The sequence below is a fragment of the Pantoea allii genome, assembly GCF_046529425.1.
GTDB classification, from domain to species: domain Bacteria; phylum Pseudomonadota; class Gammaproteobacteria; order Enterobacterales; family Enterobacteriaceae; genus Pantoea; species Pantoea allii.
Window position 1 is genome coordinate 4,098,870 of record NZ_CP125958.1, and the last position, 18,517, is coordinate 4,117,386.

The 18,517-nt window shown below is 57.6% G+C and carries 12 protein-coding genes; 4 read left to right on the top strand and 8 right to left on the bottom strand.

Translation table 11 applies throughout. The annotated features are described in order from the left end of the window. Nucleotides 1-10: 10 nt before the first annotated feature. Nucleotides 11-433 (bottom strand): ribonuclease E inhibitor RraB, encoded by a 423-nt coding sequence (rraB, locus tag QNH99_RS19270; protein WP_063878187.1) that lies wholly within the window; start codon nucleotides 431-433, stop codon nucleotides 11-13. A 163-nt stretch (nucleotides 434-596) separates the two neighbouring features. Between rraB and argF the strand changes: the two genes are divergently transcribed. From argF to ridA, 4 genes are all read left to right on the top strand, one after another. After that, nucleotides 597-1,604: an ornithine carbamoyltransferase gene (gene argF / locus QNH99_RS19275; protein WP_410517088.1), complete on the top strand. Its 1,008-nt coding sequence runs from the start codon at nucleotides 597-599 to the stop codon at nucleotides 1,602-1,604. Nucleotides 1,605-1,846: 242 nt separating this feature from the next. Beyond that, nucleotides 1,847-2,782 (top strand): aspartate carbamoyltransferase, encoded by a 936-nt coding sequence (gene pyrB / locus QNH99_RS19280; RefSeq protein ID WP_063878185.1) that lies wholly within the window; start codon nucleotides 1,847-1,849, stop codon nucleotides 2,780-2,782. Between the two features lie 11 nt (nucleotides 2,783-2,793). Next, entirely contained in the window at nucleotides 2,794-3,258 is a 465-nt protein-coding gene (gene pyrI / locus QNH99_RS19285) for an aspartate carbamoyltransferase regulatory subunit (RefSeq protein ID WP_063878184.1), read from the top strand. A gap of 82 nt (nucleotides 3,259-3,340) precedes the next feature. Next, nucleotides 3,341-3,727, top strand: coding sequence for a 2-iminobutanoate/2-iminopropanoate deaminase (gene ridA / locus QNH99_RS19290; RefSeq protein ID WP_014606727.1), 387 nt, complete (start codon nucleotides 3,341-3,343; stop codon nucleotides 3,725-3,727). A 107-nt stretch (nucleotides 3,728-3,834) separates the two neighbouring features. On the opposite strand, the gene QNH99_RS19295 is transcribed toward ridA, so the two are convergent. From QNH99_RS19295 to QNH99_RS19325, 7 genes are all read right to left on the bottom strand, one after another. Further along, nucleotides 3,835-5,484: a methyl-accepting chemotaxis protein gene (locus QNH99_RS19295; protein WP_410517089.1), complete on the bottom strand. Its 1,650-nt coding sequence runs from the start codon at nucleotides 5,482-5,484 to the stop codon at nucleotides 3,835-3,837. 319 nt (nucleotides 5,485-5,803) lie between these two features. Continuing rightward, complete coding sequence (gene lplT, locus QNH99_RS19300) at nucleotides 5,804-6,997, bottom strand: lysophospholipid transporter LplT (protein ID WP_410517090.1); 1,194 nt, start codon at nucleotides 6,995-6,997, stop codon at nucleotides 5,804-5,806. Next, on the bottom strand, nucleotides 6,994-9,144 hold the full coding sequence (gene aas / locus QNH99_RS19305; protein WP_063878181.1) for a bifunctional acyl-ACP--phospholipid O-acyltransferase/long-chain-fatty-acid--ACP ligase: 2,151 nt from the start codon (nucleotides 9,142-9,144) through the stop codon (nucleotides 6,994-6,996). Before aas ends, lplT begins: the two co-directional genes overlap by 4 nt. 98 nt (nucleotides 9,145-9,242) lie before the next feature. Next, nucleotides 9,243-10,634, bottom strand: coding sequence for an efflux transporter outer membrane subunit (locus QNH99_RS19310; protein WP_410517091.1), 1,392 nt, complete (start codon nucleotides 10,632-10,634; stop codon nucleotides 9,243-9,245). A 3-nt stretch (nucleotides 10,635-10,637) separates the two neighbouring features. After that, nucleotides 10,638-13,739 (bottom strand): efflux RND transporter permease subunit, encoded by a 3,102-nt coding sequence (locus QNH99_RS19315; protein ID WP_410517092.1) that lies wholly within the window; start codon nucleotides 13,737-13,739, stop codon nucleotides 10,638-10,640. After that, complete coding sequence (locus tag QNH99_RS19320) at nucleotides 13,736-16,948, bottom strand: efflux RND transporter permease subunit (protein ID WP_410517093.1); 3,213 nt, start codon at nucleotides 16,946-16,948, stop codon at nucleotides 13,736-13,738. The genes QNH99_RS19315 and QNH99_RS19320 overlap by 4 nt, the downstream gene beginning before the upstream one ends. Then, complete coding sequence (locus QNH99_RS19325; RefSeq protein WP_063878177.1) at nucleotides 16,945-18,165, bottom strand: MdtA/MuxA family multidrug efflux RND transporter periplasmic adaptor subunit; 1,221 nt, start codon at nucleotides 18,163-18,165, stop codon at nucleotides 16,945-16,947. Before QNH99_RS19325 ends, QNH99_RS19320 begins: the two co-directional genes overlap by 4 nt. Nucleotides 18,166-18,517: the final 352 nt, after the last annotated feature.

The window sequence follows — 18,517 nt, forward strand, 5'->3', positions numbered from 1 at the left end:
CCGGCGTTAATTAATGACGAATGCCGTTGTCGTCTTCGTCGATAGCCTCGCCGTCGTCTTCATCGTCATCCGGGGCATTCGGATCTTCGAAATAGGTGCCCCAGCCGTCGTAGTCAACGTTGTATTTCGCCACCAGGTTTACCAGTTGCTCTACCTGGGCATCGATGATTTCCGCTTTCAGCGCGCCTTCGCTGAGAATGTCCACGCACATCACGGTCGTGCCGTCTTCCAGCTCCAGCTCTTCTGGCTCGGTGACTTCATAGCCCAGTTTAAAGGCATCCACCGCCGCTTTTTCGAGTGAGTCGAAGTTGTTACAGGAGAGATGGTGCTCAATGGTATAGAGCGCATCGGGATCGCTGCCATCCTCTAACAGTTCTTCGATGATCAGCCGCGTCTCTTCACGCTGCTCTTCCAACAATGCTTCAAATGCCATGGCGATATCCTCTCTGAGTTCGGCAATAAGTGATTATTTTCCCATACTGCCTGTCGCGCCACTACACAAAACATAAAAGATTATTCTCGCCAGGGTTGAAAATGCATATTCATACGGTTAGATTGAATTTTAATTCATTATGAAACCCGTACCGGAGTGCTGTATGAGTCAGTTGTATCAACGTCATTTCCTCAGGCTGCTGGATTTTACCCCGGCGGAAATTGACTATTTGCTGAGCCTGTCCGCCGAATTAAAACGCGCAAAAAAAACCGCCAGTGAAACCCAATACCTGAAAGGCAAAAACATCGCGCTCATCTTCGAAAAAGACTCGACCCGTACCCGATGCTCTTTCGAAGTTGCCGCATACGATCAGGGTGCAAACGTGACTTACCTCGGCCCAAACGGTAGCCAGATTGGCCATAAAGAGTCGATGAAAGATACCGCGCGCGTGCTGGGCCGCATGTATGACGGCATTCAGTACCGTGGCTACGGCCAGGCGCTGGTCGAAACCCTGGCTGAACATGCCGGTGTACCGGTCTGGAACGGCCTGACCACCGAGTTCCACCCAACGCAGCTGCTGGCCGATCTGCTGACCATGCAGGAACACCTGCCAGGCAAGCCGCTCAGCGAGATGACGCTGGTGTACGTGGGTGATGCGCGCAACAACATGGGCAACAGCATGCTGGAAGCCGCCGCGCAGGTTGGCTTAGATCTGCGTATGGTCGCGCCACAAAGCTGCTGGCCGGAAGCCGGACTGGTGGCACAATGCCGTCAGGTTGCAGAGAAGACCGGCGGCAAAATCACGCTGACAGACGATATCGCCGAAGGCGTTAAAGGTGCCGATTTCATCTATACAGATGTCTGGGTTTCCATGGGTGAAGCGAAAGCAGTGTGGGAAGAACGCATTGCCCTGCTGCGCAACTACCAGGTGAACAGTGCAATGCTGGCGCTGACCGGCAACCCGCAGGTGAAATTCCTGCACTGCTTACCGGCATTCCATGACGATCAGACCACGCTGGGTCGTCAGATGGCGGAACAGTATGGCCTGCAGGATGGAATGGAAGTCAGCAATGACGTCTTCGAATCGGCACACAGCATCGTCTTTGACCAGGCGGAAAACCGTATGCACACCATTAAAGCGGTAATGATAGCCACCCTGGGACAGCGCTGATCGGGCAACCGCAAACGTTTACCTGCTGCGCGATTTTTCCTTGATGCGCATTCCTGATGGCGTATAATGCGCCACAATTTGCCGGAGGAAACATGCAACAGCATCGTGGACAATGTGACGCGCTACCTCGCCTCAATGCAGGCGGCACCGCTGTTTCTTTCCGTCATCGAACCGATCTTAAAAAAGCCCCTGTATAAGGGGCTTTTTTTTGTCCGTTATCCGGCCGCGCAGAGGAGAGAGCTATGGCTAACCCGCTATATCGCAAGCATATCATTTCAATTAACGATCTCAGCCGCGACGAGCTGGAGCTGGTGCTGCACACCGCTGCGCAGCTAAAAAACCACCCTCAGCCGGAACTGCTGAAGCATAACGTGATAGCCAGTTGCTTCTTCGAAGCCTCGACCCGCACCCGACTGTCATTTGAAACCGCGATACATCGCCTGGGCGCGTCCGCAGTGGGCTTTGCCGACGGCAGCAATACCTCGTTGGGCAAAAAAGGGGAAACCCTGGCCGATACCATTTCCGTGATCAGCACTTACGTGGATGCCATTGTAATGCGTCACCCGCAGGAGGGCGCTGCGCGACTGGCTACGGAGTTTTCCAATGGCATTCCGATTCTGAATGCCGGAGACGGGGCAAACCAGCATCCTACGCAAACCCTGCTGGACCTGTTTACCATCCATGAAACCCAGGGCCGACTCAGCAACCTGAACGTGGCGATGGTCGGTGATCTGAAATATGGTCGCACCGTGCACTCACTGACCCAGGCGCTGGCCAAGTTTGACGGCAACCGCTTCTTCTTTATCGCCCCGGATGCGCTGGCGATGCCGGCCTATATTACGGATATGCTGGATGAGCAGAATATTGCCTGGTCACGCCACGACAGTTTCGAAGAGGTGATGCCAGAGCTGGATATTCTCTACATGACGCGGGTGCAGAAAGAGCGGCTCGATCCATCCGAATATGCCAACGTCAAAGCGCAGTTTATTTTACGCGCGGCAGACCTGAACGGTGCCCGCGATAACATGAAGGTGCTGCATCCGCTGCCGCGCATTGATGAAATCACTACCGACGTGGACAGCACGCCGTACGCCTGGTACTTCCAGCAGGCCGGTAACGGCATCTACGCACGCCAGGCTTTGCTGGCACTGGTCTTAAACCGCGACACCGCCCTGTAAGGAGTGACAGTATGAGCCAGGATAACAAACTGCAGGTCGAAGCCATCAAAAATGGCACGGTTATCGATCATATCCCTGCGCAGGTGGGCTTTAAGCTCCTGTCGCTGTTTCGTCTGACCGAAACCGACCAGCGCATCACCATCGGCCTGAACCTGCCATCCGGTGAGATGGGCCGCAAAGATCTGATTAAGATCGAAAACACTTACCTTACGGAAGATCAGATCAATCAGTTGGCGTTTTATGCGCCGCACGCCACCGTCAACCGCATTGATGATTATGAAGTGGTCGCCAAGATCGCGCCCACGTTGCCGGACCGGATAGACCGGGTGCTGACCTGTCCGAACAGCAACTGCATCAGCCGCAGCGAACCGGTGTGCTCCAGCTTTGCCGTGAAGCATCGCGCCGATGAGGTGCACCTGAAATGTAAATACTGTGAGAAAGAGTTCGCCCGTCATGTGGTATTGGGTCACTTTTAATCGGCCCTGCCGCGCTTATAATGAACCGCGTTTTATGGCGGGCAGCGCCTTTGCTGCCACGGCCTTTATCTAAGGAGAAATGATGTCTCGTGAAATCAGTACGGAAAAAGCCCCAGCGGCTATCGGCCCATACGTGCAGGGCGTTGATCTCGGCAGCATGATCATCACCTCGGGTCAGATTCCGGTGAACCCGGCCACGGGCGACGTCGCCGAAGACGTCTCAGCACAGGCGCGTCAGTCGCTGGAAAACGTGAAGGCGATCGTGGAAGCGGCGGGCCTGAAGGTTGCCGATATCGTGAAGACCACGGTCTTCGTGAAAGATCTGAATGACTTTGCGACCGTAAACGCCACCTACGAAGCCTTTTTTACCGAGCATAATGCGCCCTTCCCGGCGCGTTCCTGCGTGGAAGTGGCCCGTCTGCCAAAAGACGTGAAGATTGAGATTGAAGCGATCGCGCTGCGTCGTTGATAAAAAAGCGTGCGCACCGGGTGCGCACGCGACTTCCGGGCTGGCGTAAAACGAAGGACTTGCCCTTCTCACCGCCGACCGTTCACGGTGCTTTCAGACCTGTTCTCTTAAAAACGTTCCCAGTTATCCTGCCCGCCTGTCGCCAGGGCCAGCACCGGTCTGGGTGCCGCAACCGCTGCAGATTTACGCTGAGGCGTAGCTACCGCCGCCTGCGGACCTGCGAGCGTGAATTTCCGCACCAGCGCAGCAAGCGTATCGGCCTGCTCCTGTAAAGAGAGCGACGCGGCCGAGGCTTCTTCGACCAGGGCCGCATTCTGTTGAGTCACATCGTCCATCTGATTAACCGCCTGATGCACCTGAGAAATCCCCTGACTCTGCTCGGTGGCCGCGGCGGCGATTTCGTTAACCAGATCGGTGACCTGACTGACTGCACTGCGCATCGTCTCCATATTGTTATTCACGTTATCCGCCTGGGACGTTCCCGATGCGATCAACCCATTGGACGTCTGAATCAGCGCTTTGATTTCACGGGCGGCGGTGGTGGACCGCTGCGACAGATTGCGCACTTCGCCCGCCACAACCGCAAAGCCGCGCCCATGTTCCCCTGCGCGGGCCGCTTCGACCGCCGCGTTCAGCGCCAGAATATTGGTCTGAAACGCAATGCCTTCAATCAGGGTAATAATCTCCCCCACCTTACCCGAGCTGTCACGAATCGCCTGCATTGTCTCCAGCATCGTATTGAGCGCGGCTGAACTGGTGTCGGAGAGGTTGCGCGTGTTTTCTGCAAGGTGACTTGCCTGGCGCGTGTTGTCTGCGGTCTGCCTGACGGTTTCGCTGATTTGGGTCATGCTGGCCGCGGTTTGCTCCAGCGAGGCAGCCTGCTCTTCGGTGCGGGCAGACAGGTCCTCATTGCCCGCCGCAATCTGGCCCGACGCACTGCTGACCGACTGTGAAGCGCTGCTGACCGCATGCAAGGCGGCGGAGATGCTTTCCATCAGACGATTATAAGACCGCGCCATGATGCCAACTTCATCACGTCGGCTGTCATCGGCCTTCAGGGAAAGATCAAGATGGGTGCTGGCACGCTCCATCAGCTCGCCAATGGCGTTCAGGCTGTGACGGACGCGCATGATGGTTAAAATCGTCAACATGCCCAGGCCGATAATCGCCAGTGCGATACCGGCCACCATGCCCCATTTGGTCAACTGATAAATATGTTGGTTTTGCAGACGTAACGCTTCACCAATTTTGCTGTTGAACTCGAACTGATTGCGATAACTACTTTTGAGCTGGCTGATAGCGCCGCCAATGCCTTCACCATCACTTAACAACGCCAGGCTGAGTGCATTCTGATGCGACCGGGAGGCTGTGAGAAACGCTGGCAGACTTTGTTTAACGGCATCGATCAGCCGGAGTGACTTATCCGTCATCGCCCGATCTTCGTCATTGGTAATATCATTATCGAAATAATATTTCGTTAATGTCGAAATATCCTCGATGCGTTTTTGAATCACCGTTTCAAGGCTGGCCAGTTTACCGCTCTCATCTTCAGTCTGATGTCGATATAACGCCACAGAGAGGCGATTACTTTCATCTACCAACCGATTCAGCACTTTGAGCGAATCAATCGTGTTTACCTGCACATATTCAAATCTCGCCTGAAAACCTGAGAGAAGTGAAATGGTTACGATCCCTAGAATAATTAACGAACCTGCCAGAAGTGAAAAAGCCAGAGAGAGTCTTTGCGTCATATTCATTAAACCAAGCTCCTTTCTTTCCCCGAGTGAATTCTCAAAGGAAGCCAGAAATTAATCGGCAATAATAAATAAATATTTATTTCAAATTTTTTAACCTTGAATTCGATTTCAAGTTTAAATTAATTATTCATTGCAAAAAGTTATGGTAATTAAAATAAAATAACAGCAAAAACAATAACCAAATAAACTATATTATTTTGAATAGTAAATATAAAACGTCGCTAAAAAAGAGACACCGTTTCACTGGCGACAGCGTCAGGAAGAGGAAGAAGAAGAGAGGGAGATAACGGCAGGGCCAGCGCGCCCTGCCGTTGTTACATCAGGAGCGGGAGGACGGACGCCACAGCCACAGTACGGTAATCGCCAGCGCAAACAGCGCGCCGAAGCCGATGCCGGTCGCCACCGCAGGCGCACCGGTCCGAATGGCTAAGGTATACAGCCCAAGCATCACCAACATGGCGGTGTTTTCAACCAGGTTCTGCACCGCAATCGCATTGCCAGCGCCGACGCTCTGTTTGCCTCGCTCCTGCAACAGCGCGTTAAGCGGCACCACAAAGAAACCGCCCAGTACGCCAATCACCAGCAGCAGCAGGTAAGCATTCAGCATGGTATGTTGCAGCGAGAAAATCACTACCATCACCCCAATCAGCACACCGGCAGGCATACAGCGGCGCACGGTTTCCAGCGTCACCAGCCTGGCCGCCAGCGCCGCGCCGACCACGATCCCTATCGCCACCATGGCATTCAGCGTGGTTGGGGTTTTGTTATCCTGGATACCCAGCGCCACCGGCACCCACAGCACCAGCAGAAAACGCAGCGTGACGCCAGCGCCCCAGAACATGCTGGTGCCGAGCAGGGAAAAGCGCGTTTCGGGGTTATTCCACAGCACGCGCGTCGCGCGGCTAAAACTGCGCAGCATCGCGGCAAAGTTCCAGCTCTGGCCGGGACGTGCAGCCTGCAGTTTGGGAATAAACAGGTTTGCAGTGACCGCCACGGCATAGGTCAGGGCGCAGACCGCCAGCGCGGCAACCAGATTCCAGTCCGCCAGAATGCCGCCCGCCACAGAACCCAGCAGTATGGCCGCAATGGTCGAGGCTTCCATCAGTCCGTTGGCTTTAACCAGCTTCTCGTCATGGGCAATTTCCACGAGGATGCCGTATTTGGCGGGCGAATACGCCGCCGCGCCGATCCCCACCAGGGTGTAACCCAGGAAAGGATTAAAACCAAAGCAGATGATCATCGCGCCCAGCAGCTTCAGGCTGTTGGCAAACATCATCACCCGGCCTTTGGCAAAACTGTCAGCCATCTGCCCCACAAAGGGGGCCAGCAGGATATAGGTCGCGACAAACAGCATCTGCAGGACCGGTTGGCTCCAGTCGGGGTAGAACTGGTTTTTCAACAGCGCCAGAGTAGCAAAAAGCAGGGCATTATCGCCAAACGCCGAGAAAAACTGCGCCACCATTACCGCTATCATGCCGCGCGACAATAACGGCGCATCACGTTCTACCATCATGCCTGTTCCTCTTCCGCCATTTTTTTCAGGGTGACATAGTCAGGTTTACCACTGCCGAGTAAGGGCAACGTTTTTACGACGCGGATATCGCGCGGCACGGCCAGATCGGCGGCTCCCAGCTCGCGGGCGGCTTTTTGCAGGCCGTCACGCGCCAGTGCGCTGTCGGTAGTAAACAGCACTAATGCTTCACCACGATTACCGTCAGGGCGTAGCGAGGCAGCATGCTGTTTATCCGGTGAGGCTTTCAGGGCGATTTGCTCCACCACCTCCAGCGACACCATCTCGCCAGCTATTTTCGCAAAGCGTTTGGCGCGCCCCTGAATCTGGCAGAAGCCGCCATCATCGAAGCTGACGATATCGCCGGTATCGTACCAGCCTGCTTCCATCTGCCCTTCGCCGTTATCGGCCGCCGGGGTTTCCAGCACGCCGGGGTTTTCGACCCGCAGATAGCCCTTCATGATATTGGGGCCACGCAGTTGCAGGCGACCGCCGTTTTCAATGCCCGGCACCGACATCAGACGAGAATCCATCCCGGGCAGGATGCGGCCAACGGTATGCGCTTTGGCGGCCATTGGTACGTTGATCGCCACCACCGGTGCGCATTCGGTCACGCCATAACCTTCCAGAATGCGGATACCGTACTTGTCCATATACAGCTGGCGCGTGTTCTCCTGCAGCTTCTCCGCCCCGGCCACCACGTAGCGCAGGCGCGCAAAGTCATAGGGCTGAGCAAAGCGGGCATAGTTGCCCAGAAACGTAGAGGTGCCAAACAGCACAGTGCAGTTACGGTCGTAAACCAGCTCCGGCACAATCCGGTAGTGCAGCGGGCTTGGATAAAGAAACACCTGGGCGCCGGTCATCAGCGGTGTGAACAGCCCCACGGTCAGGCCGAAAGCATGAAACAGCGGCAAGGCCGACATAAAGCGGTCGCGCGGCGTAAAGTCCGCCACGGTACGGATCTGCTCAACGTTGGCCAGCAGGCTTTTGTGGGAGTGCACCACACCTTTGGGATGGCCTTCCGATCCTGAGGTAAACAGCACCATCGCCGCCTCTTCAGGCTGCTGCGCCACCTGGGCCTGGCGCGGCACAATCAGGTGCGCCAGTATCCAGAGCTTGTCCTTGAGCGTCACGGTCTCTTTCAGATCTTCCAGGTAGATCCACTGCACCTCTGTCAGGCCCTGCGGCAGGTGCCACAGGTTACCTTTGTCCAGAAACTGGCGGGATGTAAACACCGTTTTCACCTGGGAGGCGGTGAGCGCCGCGCGCATGCCGCTGACGCCTGCGGTGTAATTCAGCATCGCGGGCACGCGCCCGCGCAGGGACGCGCCCAGGATTGCCGCCGCCGTGACCGTCGCGTTGGGCAGCAGCAGTCCGACATATTCTTTGGGCTGGCTGTAACGTTCCAGAATACGGCCAACGCCCAGGGCTTTTTTCAGTAAGCCTGTGTAGCTGTCGGGTTTGAAATTTACGTCTTCAATGCAGCGTTTAAAGGCGCCGTAGCGCTGGCGGGCATTGAGAAAGGCCTCGAACAGGGTTTCCCGCGGGCGCACGGCCATGCGCGCTTCCATCATAATATGGTGCAGGTGCTCACCGGCCAGCACGCGGCGATCACGGGCGCGCTTCGCCTCAGGCATTGGAATATGGGTGCCGGGTAAAATGTTCAGGGTAATGCGGGGGAACAAACGGCGCTTAAAGACGCCCGCCAGGCGACCAAAGGGGGTAAATTCTGCGCCTTCAATGCGCATCGGCACCACGGTTGCACCAGATTTTGCCGCCACAAAGCCTGCCCCGCTGTAGATCTTCATCAGCGATCCGGTGACGGTAATGCGGCCCTCGGGGAAAATCACCACCGGGCGACCGCTGTCGATGAGCCGCACCAGCTGCTTCAGCGCCATCGGCTTCATGGGGTCAAGCGGGACGAAATCCGCATAGGGTTTGATCAGACGTAAAAACCAGTGATCGCTGATCGACGAATAGATCGCAAAAACCGGTTTGATGGGCAGAAACAGCGCCAGCAGCGCCCCATCCAGAAACGAGGTGTGATTGGGCGTAATCAGCACTTTCTGCTTATGCAGTTCAGCGGTATCGCCCCGTAATTCCACCCGCCACAGCAGGCGAAATACCAGGCGGAAAAAAGTGAATAACATGCCGGCTCCTTAGCATCATGAAAAACAGCCACTCACGATGCAGGATTTAGGCGGAATCGACAACTGATTATTGGCAGAATTCAGCGCGATGTCCGCCTTCAGGGTGCGGTATGCCAGCCGCCGCCCAGCGCTGCGATAAGTGCCACGCTGCTCACCCACTGGGTGCTTTTTAGCGTCAGTAAACTTTGTTGTGCGCTCAGGCTGCTGTTTTCCGTTGTCGCCACATCCAGATAGTCAATCATCCCGGCCTCATACTGATTACGCGTGACCTGGGCCGAGGTCTGCGCGGCGGCGGTGGCGCGCTGCTGCGCGGCGATTTCGCCCTGCAGGGTATTCAGCTCCACCAGCCGGTCTTCAACGTCCTGCATCGCCGTCAGCACCGTCTGCCGATAGTTCGCTACGCTGGCATCATAGGCGGCGCGGGCCTGCTCAACGCTGGCCGAGGTCGCGCCGAAGTCCAGCAGTGTGCCGCTTAGCTCTGGCCCCAACGACCAGACGCGGTTAGGTAAGGCGAACAGGTTATGCAGCGCAGAGGCACTCACGCCGCCGCTGGCGCTGAGGGTGAGATCGGGGTAATAACCCGCAACCGCCACACCGATCGCCGCATTGGATGCCGCCATTTTACGCTCGGCGTAGGCGATATCCGGGCGACGCTGTAGCAGTTCGGACGGTAAGCCGCCGGGAACCGCGGGCAGCGTCGCCATCAGCGTTGCCACAGGCAGGCTGAAATCCGCAGGCGCTTTGCCCACCAGCAGGGCGATAGCATGTTCCATTTGAGCGCGCTGCCACTGATAATCCTGCGCCGAGGCGCTGGCGCTCTCCAACTGTTGCTGCGCCTGAGCCACCGTGGCGCGCGATTCTGTCCCCGCCTGATACTGGTTCTGTATCACCCTCAGATAGCGTTGATAAGCGGCAATGCTCTGCTGATACAGCGCAATTTTTTCGTCCATGATGCGCAACTGGAAGTAGTCCTCCGCCAACTCGGCCTGGGCGCTCAGGGTAATATTGGCCAGCTCGGCGGCGCTGGCCTGCGCGCTGGCCTGATTTTCTTCCCGCGTTCGACGCAGTTTGCCCCATAAATCCAGCTCCCAGCTGGCATTCAGTGCCGCCTGATGGCTGCTGCTGGTGGTGCGCGTACTGTCGGTAGCGCCGTGGCTGCCGCTCCGCGTCGTGCTGGCGTCATAGCCTAAGGTGGGAAACAGCGCTGCACGAGACTGTGCCGCCAGCGCCTGCGCCTGACGATACTGCGCCGCATATTCCGCCACATTCTGATTAGAGATGCTGACCTGGCTGAGCAGGCTGCTTAGCGTGGCATCCTGATACACCGTCCACCATGCGCCTTTGTGCTGGTCGTCCTGCGGCGTGGCCTGCTGCCAGCCTTTCGCTTCTTTGTAGTGAACCGGCATAGCCATCGTCGGGCGTTGATAATCAGGGCCGACAGTACAACCGCTCAACAGCACCACCAGCACGGCGGGAATAAGTGATTTCATGATTCAGGATTCCGCATGGCGCAGACGACGCCATTGACGTTGAGTGGCACGGCTCAGGCGATCGAGCCACAGATAAATGACCGGCGTGGTAAACAGCGTCAGCAGCTGGCTCAGCGCTAATCCCCCTGCGATGGCAATGCCGAGCGGGCTGCGTAGGTCGGCATCGCCGCCGCTGCCCAACGCCAGCGGCAGCGCCCCGAAGAAGGCGGCCAGCGTGGTCATCATTATGGGACGGAAGCGCATCAGGCAGGCCTGGGTAATCGCCTGCTGTGGCGACATGCCCAGCCGCCGCTCGGCATCGATGGCAAAGTCGATCATCATAATCGCGTTCTTTTTCACGATACCAATCAACAGGATAATGCCGATAAGCGCGATTATCGTGAGCTGGGTGTTCGTCAGTAACAGTAACAGCAGCGCGCCGACGCCCGCCGAGGGCAAGGTCGACAGAATGGTCAGCGGGTGAATGTAGCTCTCATACAGCACGCCGAGGACGATATAGACCGCCACCAGTGCCGCCACAATCAGCCACGGCATTGTGGCGGTTAACTGGTTAAACTCGGCCGCCGTCCCGGCATAGCCCGCCTGAATCGTTGAGGGCAAGCCAAGCCGGGCCATCGCCTGCTTGATCAGCGCCTCCGCCTGCTCCAGCGACACGCCGTCATTCAGGTTAAAGGCGATGGTGCTGGTAGCAGACTGTCCCTGATGTGTCACCGTCAGCGGGGCATTGCCGCCCGCGAAGCTGACAAAGGCCGACAGCGGAATGCGATCGCCGTTATCGTTAATCACGTAAAGCTGCTGCAGAATCGCCGGATCGCGGGTATCGCTGTCCTGCAGCGACATCACCACATGATACTGATTCAGCGTGTGGTACAGCGTGGCAATCTGGCGCTGGCTGAAGGCGTTATTCAGCATGGTGTCCAGCATCTTCACATTCACGCCCAGTTGGGTCGCCCGGTCGCGGTCGATAGTCAGCATCACTTCCTGACCGCCGGTTTGCGCGTCGGAATCGACGCTGTTGAGCTGCGGAATCGCCGCCAGCGCCGCCTGGACTTTGGGCGTCCATTCGCGCAGCAGCGCAAGGTCGTCCGCCTGCAGGCTGTACTGGTAGCTGGCATTGGCGCTGCGTCCGCCGATGTGCAGGTCCTGCGCCGCCATCAGAAACAGCTGCGCACCAGGGATCTTACTGGTTTTCTGACTTAACCGGTTGGCCACTTCGCTGGCCGTGGCATCACGCTGATCAAAATCTTTTAGCCGGACAAAAAAGTCGGCGTTGTTGCGCGAGCCAAACATCCCGCTGCCCATGGACGACATCACGCTTTCAACCGCCGGATCGGACCGAATAATGTTGGTGAACTGCAGCATCTTGGGCTTCATCGCCTGAAACGAAATATTCTGATCCGCCCGTAAGGCTCCCATCAGCAGGCCGGTATCCTGTTCCGGGAAGAAGCCTTTTTGCACCACTGTATAAAGAAACAGATTAAGCAGCACGGTAAGCAGCAGGCTGAACAGGGTCAGTTTCTGATGGCGCATCACCCAGTTCAGGCCACGTGAGTAAGCCGCAAGTGCATGGTTTAACTGATTTTCAATCAACTGATAGAACGGATGTGGGCGCTTATATACGCTGGGTTTCGGCTTCAGCAGCCGTGCGCAGAGCATTGGCGTCAGGCTCAGCGAAACAAACATCGAAATCAGCAGAGACACGGTCAAGGTGATGGCAAACTCCCGAAACAGCCGACCCAGCAGGCTGCCCATCAGCAGGATGGGAATAAACACGGCGATCAGCGATACCGTCATCGACAGTACGGTAAAGCTGACCTCGCGCGCACCGCGCAGTGCCGCTCGCAGCGGGCGATGTCCGGCTTCAATATGGCGGGTGATGTTTTCCAGCACCACGATGGCGTCATCGACCACAAAGCCGGTCGAGATGATGAGCGCCATCAGGGAGAGGTTATCCAGGCTGTAGCCCAGCAGGTACATCACCGCACAGGTTCCGATCAGCGAGACCGGCAACGCCAGGGCCGGAATCATGACGGCCTGCAGGTTGCGTAAAAAGACAAACACAACCGCAATAACCAACAGCACGGCAATCAGCAGCGTTTCTTCGGTATCGTAAAGCGAGGCGCGCACGCCCGGTGAACGGTCCACCACCACCTTAAGCTGGGTATCGGCAGGCAGATCTTTTTCCAGGGCTGGCAGTTGGGCTTTGATGGCGTCAATGGTGTCCAGCATATTGGCGCCCGCCTGGCGCTTGATGCCCACCATGACCGCCGGTTGAGCATTGAGGAAGCCCGCCTGATAGCGGTCCTCCACTGAATCGTACACGCTGGCGACGTCGCCCAGGCGCACGACATTGCCGTCTTTGTTGCTGATAATCAGGTTGCGGTAGCTGGCTGCCTTGTCCAGCTGTCCATTGCCGTCCACCATCCACGACTGGTTGCTGCCCTGTAGCGAGCCTTTAGGCAGATTACTGGTGCTGTTGGCCACTGCGCTGCGCACCGTATCAAGCGAAATACCCGCATGGATGAGTTTACGCGGCTGCAGATCGATGCGCACCGCGGGCAGTGCGCTCCCCATCAGCGACACATCACCCACGCCTTTGACCTGCCCCATCGCCTGTTCGATTTTGCTTTCGGCCAGATCGTAGAGTTCCCCCGGCGTGCGGGTGGCGGAGGTCAGCGCCAGCATCACAATCGGCGCATCCGACGGGTTGGCTTTGTGGTAGGTCGGCAGCGATGCCATCGCGCTCGGCAGCAGGCTGCGTGCGGCGTTGATCGCCGCCTGTACGTCACGCGCCGCGCCGTTGATATCGCGATTAAGTTCAAACTGCAAAATGATGGTGCTGGTGCCCTGTGAACTGTTCGAGGTCATCTCGGTAATACCGGCAATCTGTCCCAGCGACCGTTCCAGCGGGGTGGCAACGGTTGCCGCCATCGTTTCCGGGCTGGCACCGGCCAGGCTGGCGTTAACCATAATGGTGGGGAAATCCACCTGCGGCAGCGGGGCCACCGGCAACAGGCGGTAGCCCAGCACGCCGAGCAGCAGGATCGCCATCGTCAGCAACAGCGTGGTGACCGGGCGGAAGATAAACAGCCGGGTCAGGTTCATTGCCCGCTCCGCGCCTGTTGCTGTCGGCGTTTCACCCAGGCATTGCCGCGCTGGGCGATGCCGTCAAACCACAGATAGATGACCGGGGTAGAAAACAGGGTCAGCACCTGACTGACGATCAATCCGCCGACAATCACCAGCCCCAACGGTTGGCGCAGTTCTGCGCCCGATCCGGAGGCCAGCATCAGCGGCAGCGCGCCCAGCAGCGCCGCCATGGTGGTCATCAGGATGGGCCGGAAACGCAACAAACAGGCCTGGTGAATCGCGTCCCGGGGCGAAAGATGCTGCTTATTTTCGGCCTCCAGCGCAAAGTCGATCATCATAATGGCGTTCTTCTTGACGATACCGATCAGCAGAATGACCCCAATCAGCGCAATCAGGCTGAACGCCGTATTGGCCAGCAGCAGGGTTAACAGCGCGCCGACCGCCGCCGAGGGCAGCGTCGAGAGAATGGTCACCGGATGAATAAAACTTTCGTACAGAATGCCCAGCACCACATACATCGTGAGCAGCGCCGCCAGGATCAGCCACAACGTGTTACTGGTGGCACTCTGAAACGCCGAGGTTTCCCCTTGATAACGCAGCGTCACTGCCGACGGCAGATGCAGCTGTGCAGTCACCTCGCTAATGGCGTTCTGCGCATCTTCCAGCGAATAGCCGTCACTCAGGTTGAAGGAGATCATCACCGCCGGGAACTGATTCAGCCGCATATGCATCAGCGAACCGGTCCGCTGGTGGATCGTGGCGATGGAGGTGAGTTTGACCATGCCGCTGCTGCTGGTCGTTGTTGCCGTGGGACTGCTGGCGGTCGAAGTTGACGTGGTCTCCGTGCTGCTGGTGCTGGTGGACGTACTGCCTGATGCGCTGCTGCTCGTGCTGGCAGAGGGTTTCAGAAACACATCATCAAATGAGGCCGGGCTTTGCTGGTACTGCGGTGCGACTTCCAGCACCACGCGATACTGATTCGACTGGGTAAAGATCGTCGAGACCAGACGCTGCCCAAACGCGCTGTAGAGCGCGGTATCCACGTCCGCGGCGGTGACACCAACGCGCGCGGCTTTGTCCCGGTTCAGTTCGACATAAGCGACCCGGCCCTGATCCTGCAGGTTGCTGACCACGCCGTTGAACTCTGGCCGTTTCTGCAAGGCCGCCACCAGTTTCGGCGACCAGGTCACCAGGTCTTCGCTGTTGGCATCATCAAGGGTGAACTGATACTGGCTCGGCGTGACCTGATCGTTGACGGTCAGATCCTGTGCCGGTTGCAGGTAGAGCTGAATGCCGACCACGCCTGTTGCTGCCTGCTGGAGCTGTTTGATGATCGCACCGGCTTTGTCATCGCGCTGACCAAAGGGCTTCAGGTTGATCTGTAACCGACCACTGTTCAGGCTGGTGTTATTGCCATCAATACCAATTGTCGAAGAGACGCTCTCGACCGCCGGGTTCTGCATGATCACCGCAGACAGCGCCTGCTGACGCTTCGCCATCTCCGTAAAGGAAACGTCCTGAGAAGCCACCGTTACGCCCTGAATCAACCCGGTATCCTGGATCGGAAAAAAGCCCTTCGGGACAATCATATACAGCAGCGCGGTCAGGGCAAAGGTCGCCAGCGCCACCAGCAGCGTCAGTTTCTGATGATCCAGCACCAGGGTCAGCAGGCGATCATAGCCGCGAATGAGCCGATCGAAAATCTCGCCACCTTTGCGCGCAAAGCGGGACTGTTTCTCTGGCGGAATATGGCGCAGCAGGTAGGCACACAGCATTGGCGTTAAGGTCAGCGAGACCAGCATCGAGACCAGAATGGACACCGCCAGCGTGATGGCAAACTCGCGAAACAGGCGTCCTACGACATCGCCCATAAACAGCAGCGGAATCAGCACCGCAATCAGGGAAAAGGTCAGCGAGATAATGGTAAAGCCAATCTGCTGCGATCCTTTTAACGCCGCTTCCATCGGTGGCTCGCCCGCTTCCAGCCGTCGGGAAATGTTCTCGACCACCACAATCGCGTCATCGATAACAAAGCCGGTGGCAATGGTCAGCGCCATCAGCGACAGGTTATTGAGGCTGAAACCCGCGAGATACATGACGCCAAAGGTTCCCACCAGCGAGAGCGGCACCGCCACGCTGGGAATCAGCGTCGCTGCCACGTTGCGCAGGAACAGAAACGTCACCATCACCACCAGCGCAATCGAGAGCATTAGCTCAAACTGCACGTCGCTGATGGAAGCACGAATGGTCTGGGTACGATCAGACAGGACCGTCATTTTCACGCCGTCAGGCAGCGCGGCCTGCAGCGTCGGCAACTGCGCCTTGATGCTGTCGACCACCTGGATAACGTTGGCCCCGGGCTGACGCTGCAAGCCGATCACGATAGCCGGGCTGCCGTTGGCCCAGGCAGACTGAAAGCTGTTCTCCGGCCCCTGTTCTATATGCGCGATATCCTTCAGCCTCAGCGCCGCCCCGTTCTGGTAGGTCAGGATCAGGTTGCCGTATTCGGCAGCGGTGCGCAACTGGTCATTGGCATCGATCGTCACCGAGTGATAGCGACCGTCAAATCCGCCTTTGGAACCTTTGACATTGCTGTTGCTGATTAACGTATTCACGTCTGCCAGCGTCAGGCCATGGGCCGCCAGCGCCTGAGGGTTCATCTGTACGCGAATCGCCGGTTGATGGCCGCCCGCAAGCGTCACCATGCCCACACCGGAAATTTGCGACAGCTTCAGTGCCACGCGCGTATTCACCAGATCCTGAACCTGCGTCAGTGGCAGCGTGTTCGAGCTGGCGGCTAAGGTGATCACCGCGCTGTCGGCCGGATTGACTTTCTTATAGGTGGGCGGATTCGGCAGATCGGTCGGTAGCAGATTACTGGCTGCGTTAATGGCGGCCTGCACCTCCTGTTCGGCCACGTCCAGCGACAGATCCAGGCTGAACTTCAGCGTGATGATGGACGATCCGCTGGAGCTGGTCGAGGTCATCTGGCTGAGTCCCGACATCTGCCCCAGCTGGCGCTCCAGCGGCGAGGTCACCGTCGAGGCCATGACATCCGGACTCGCGCCGGGATAGAGCGTTGTCACCTGGATGGTCGGGTAATCGACCTGCGGCAGCGCCGAGGTGGAGAGAAACCGGTAGGCAAAAATACCGGCGATCAGCACGCCGGCCATCAGCAGGATGGTAGCGACCGGTCGCAGGATAAAGAGGCGTGACGGATTCATTGGGCCTCGGCAGGTGCGGTCGGTTGAGTGCTGTCTGCGACCGCGACTTTACTGCCGTTGGTCAGGCGATCGATCCCTTCTGTAACCAGGCGGTCGCCGGGCTTCACGCCCTGCAGAACAGCCTGCCACGCTTCGCCATACGCCGGGCCTGCGGTGACCGGCTGCCGGGTGACAGTGTTGTCTTTATTGATGATAAAGACAAAGCTGCCGTCGCTGCTCAGCTGCAACGCCTGCGCCGGAATGATGGTGGCGTTTTTCAGCACGCTGGTTTGCAGGCGAACGTTCACAAACTGGTTGGCGTACAGCGCCTCGTCGTCGTTAGCAAACATCGCTTTCAGTGCAATGGTGCCGGTCGCCGTGTCGATCTCATTACTGATAAATTTCACCTGTCCCTGACTCAGCACATGCTGGTTATCCTGATCGAAGGCGGTGGCGGGCAGCGTCTGATCGTGATGAAGGGCTTTCACCAGCGTCGGGATATGGCTTTGTGGCACGCTGAAAGTGACGGCGGCAGGCTGCATCTGGGTAATGGTTACCAGCCCGGTGGTTGAGCTGCTCTGAATCATATTGCCCGGATCGACCTGACGTAGCCCTACCCGACCGCTGACGGGCGCGGTGATGCGCGCGTAGCCGATGTTAAGCCTGGCGCTGGCGATCTGGGCCTGATCGGCGGCAACCGCACCACGATACTGCCCCACGGTCGCGATTTGCGTATCCAAATCCTGTCGGGACAGGGAGTCCTGAGCCGCCAGCTTGCGGTAGCGCGCCAGCGTCAGTTCGGCGCTTTTCAGCAATGCCGCGTTTTCGCTGAGCTCGCCCTGATACTGGTTCAGCGTTGCCTCGTAGCTGCGGGGATCGATCTGCGCCAGCAGCTGGCCCGCTTCAACTTTCTGCCCTTCGGTGAAGTAAACCTTTTCCAGTTGACCGTCCACCCGGCTGGTGACCGTCACGCTGGCGTTAGGAATAACCGTGCCGGGCGCGTTGAGATAGACCGGCACATCGGCCGTGCTGGCGGTGCCGCTGTGCACCAGCGTCGTACCGCCCTTCAGCATACCGGGGCCCGCGTGGCGCGCATGACCACCGGCGGGCATATTGCCCCCTGCGCCTCTATGGCCCAGCAGACGCCAGGCCACGCCGGCGACAATGAGCAGCACAATGAGCAGAAGCAGCCATTTCAGCCAGCGGGAACCACGGGAACGGGAGACGTAAGTAGTCATCGATCTCTTCAGATATTGAGGAAAAAGGGAATCCTCATCAGGAGGAGGATTCATCGAAACGGCATCAGCAAAGATTATCAGCTACTTGTGTTACGACTTTCCATCGCCAAACCGTAAGGTTTGCGTTAAGAAACCTTACCAGTCTGCTGTCAGCAAGGCGAGCGCGCAGAGAAAGGCCGCGTGGATACGATGGCTGACCATGCCGGAGACGAAGGCAGGCCTGTGCTTCAGGCAAAAAAAACCCACGCATCTGCGTGGGTTGGTGTAATAACGATTGGCCTTGCCGGAGCAGTGCCCGTTTTCACACCCATCAATACCTCTGGGATTTCCATCCTCTCACTCTGTGAGGGAC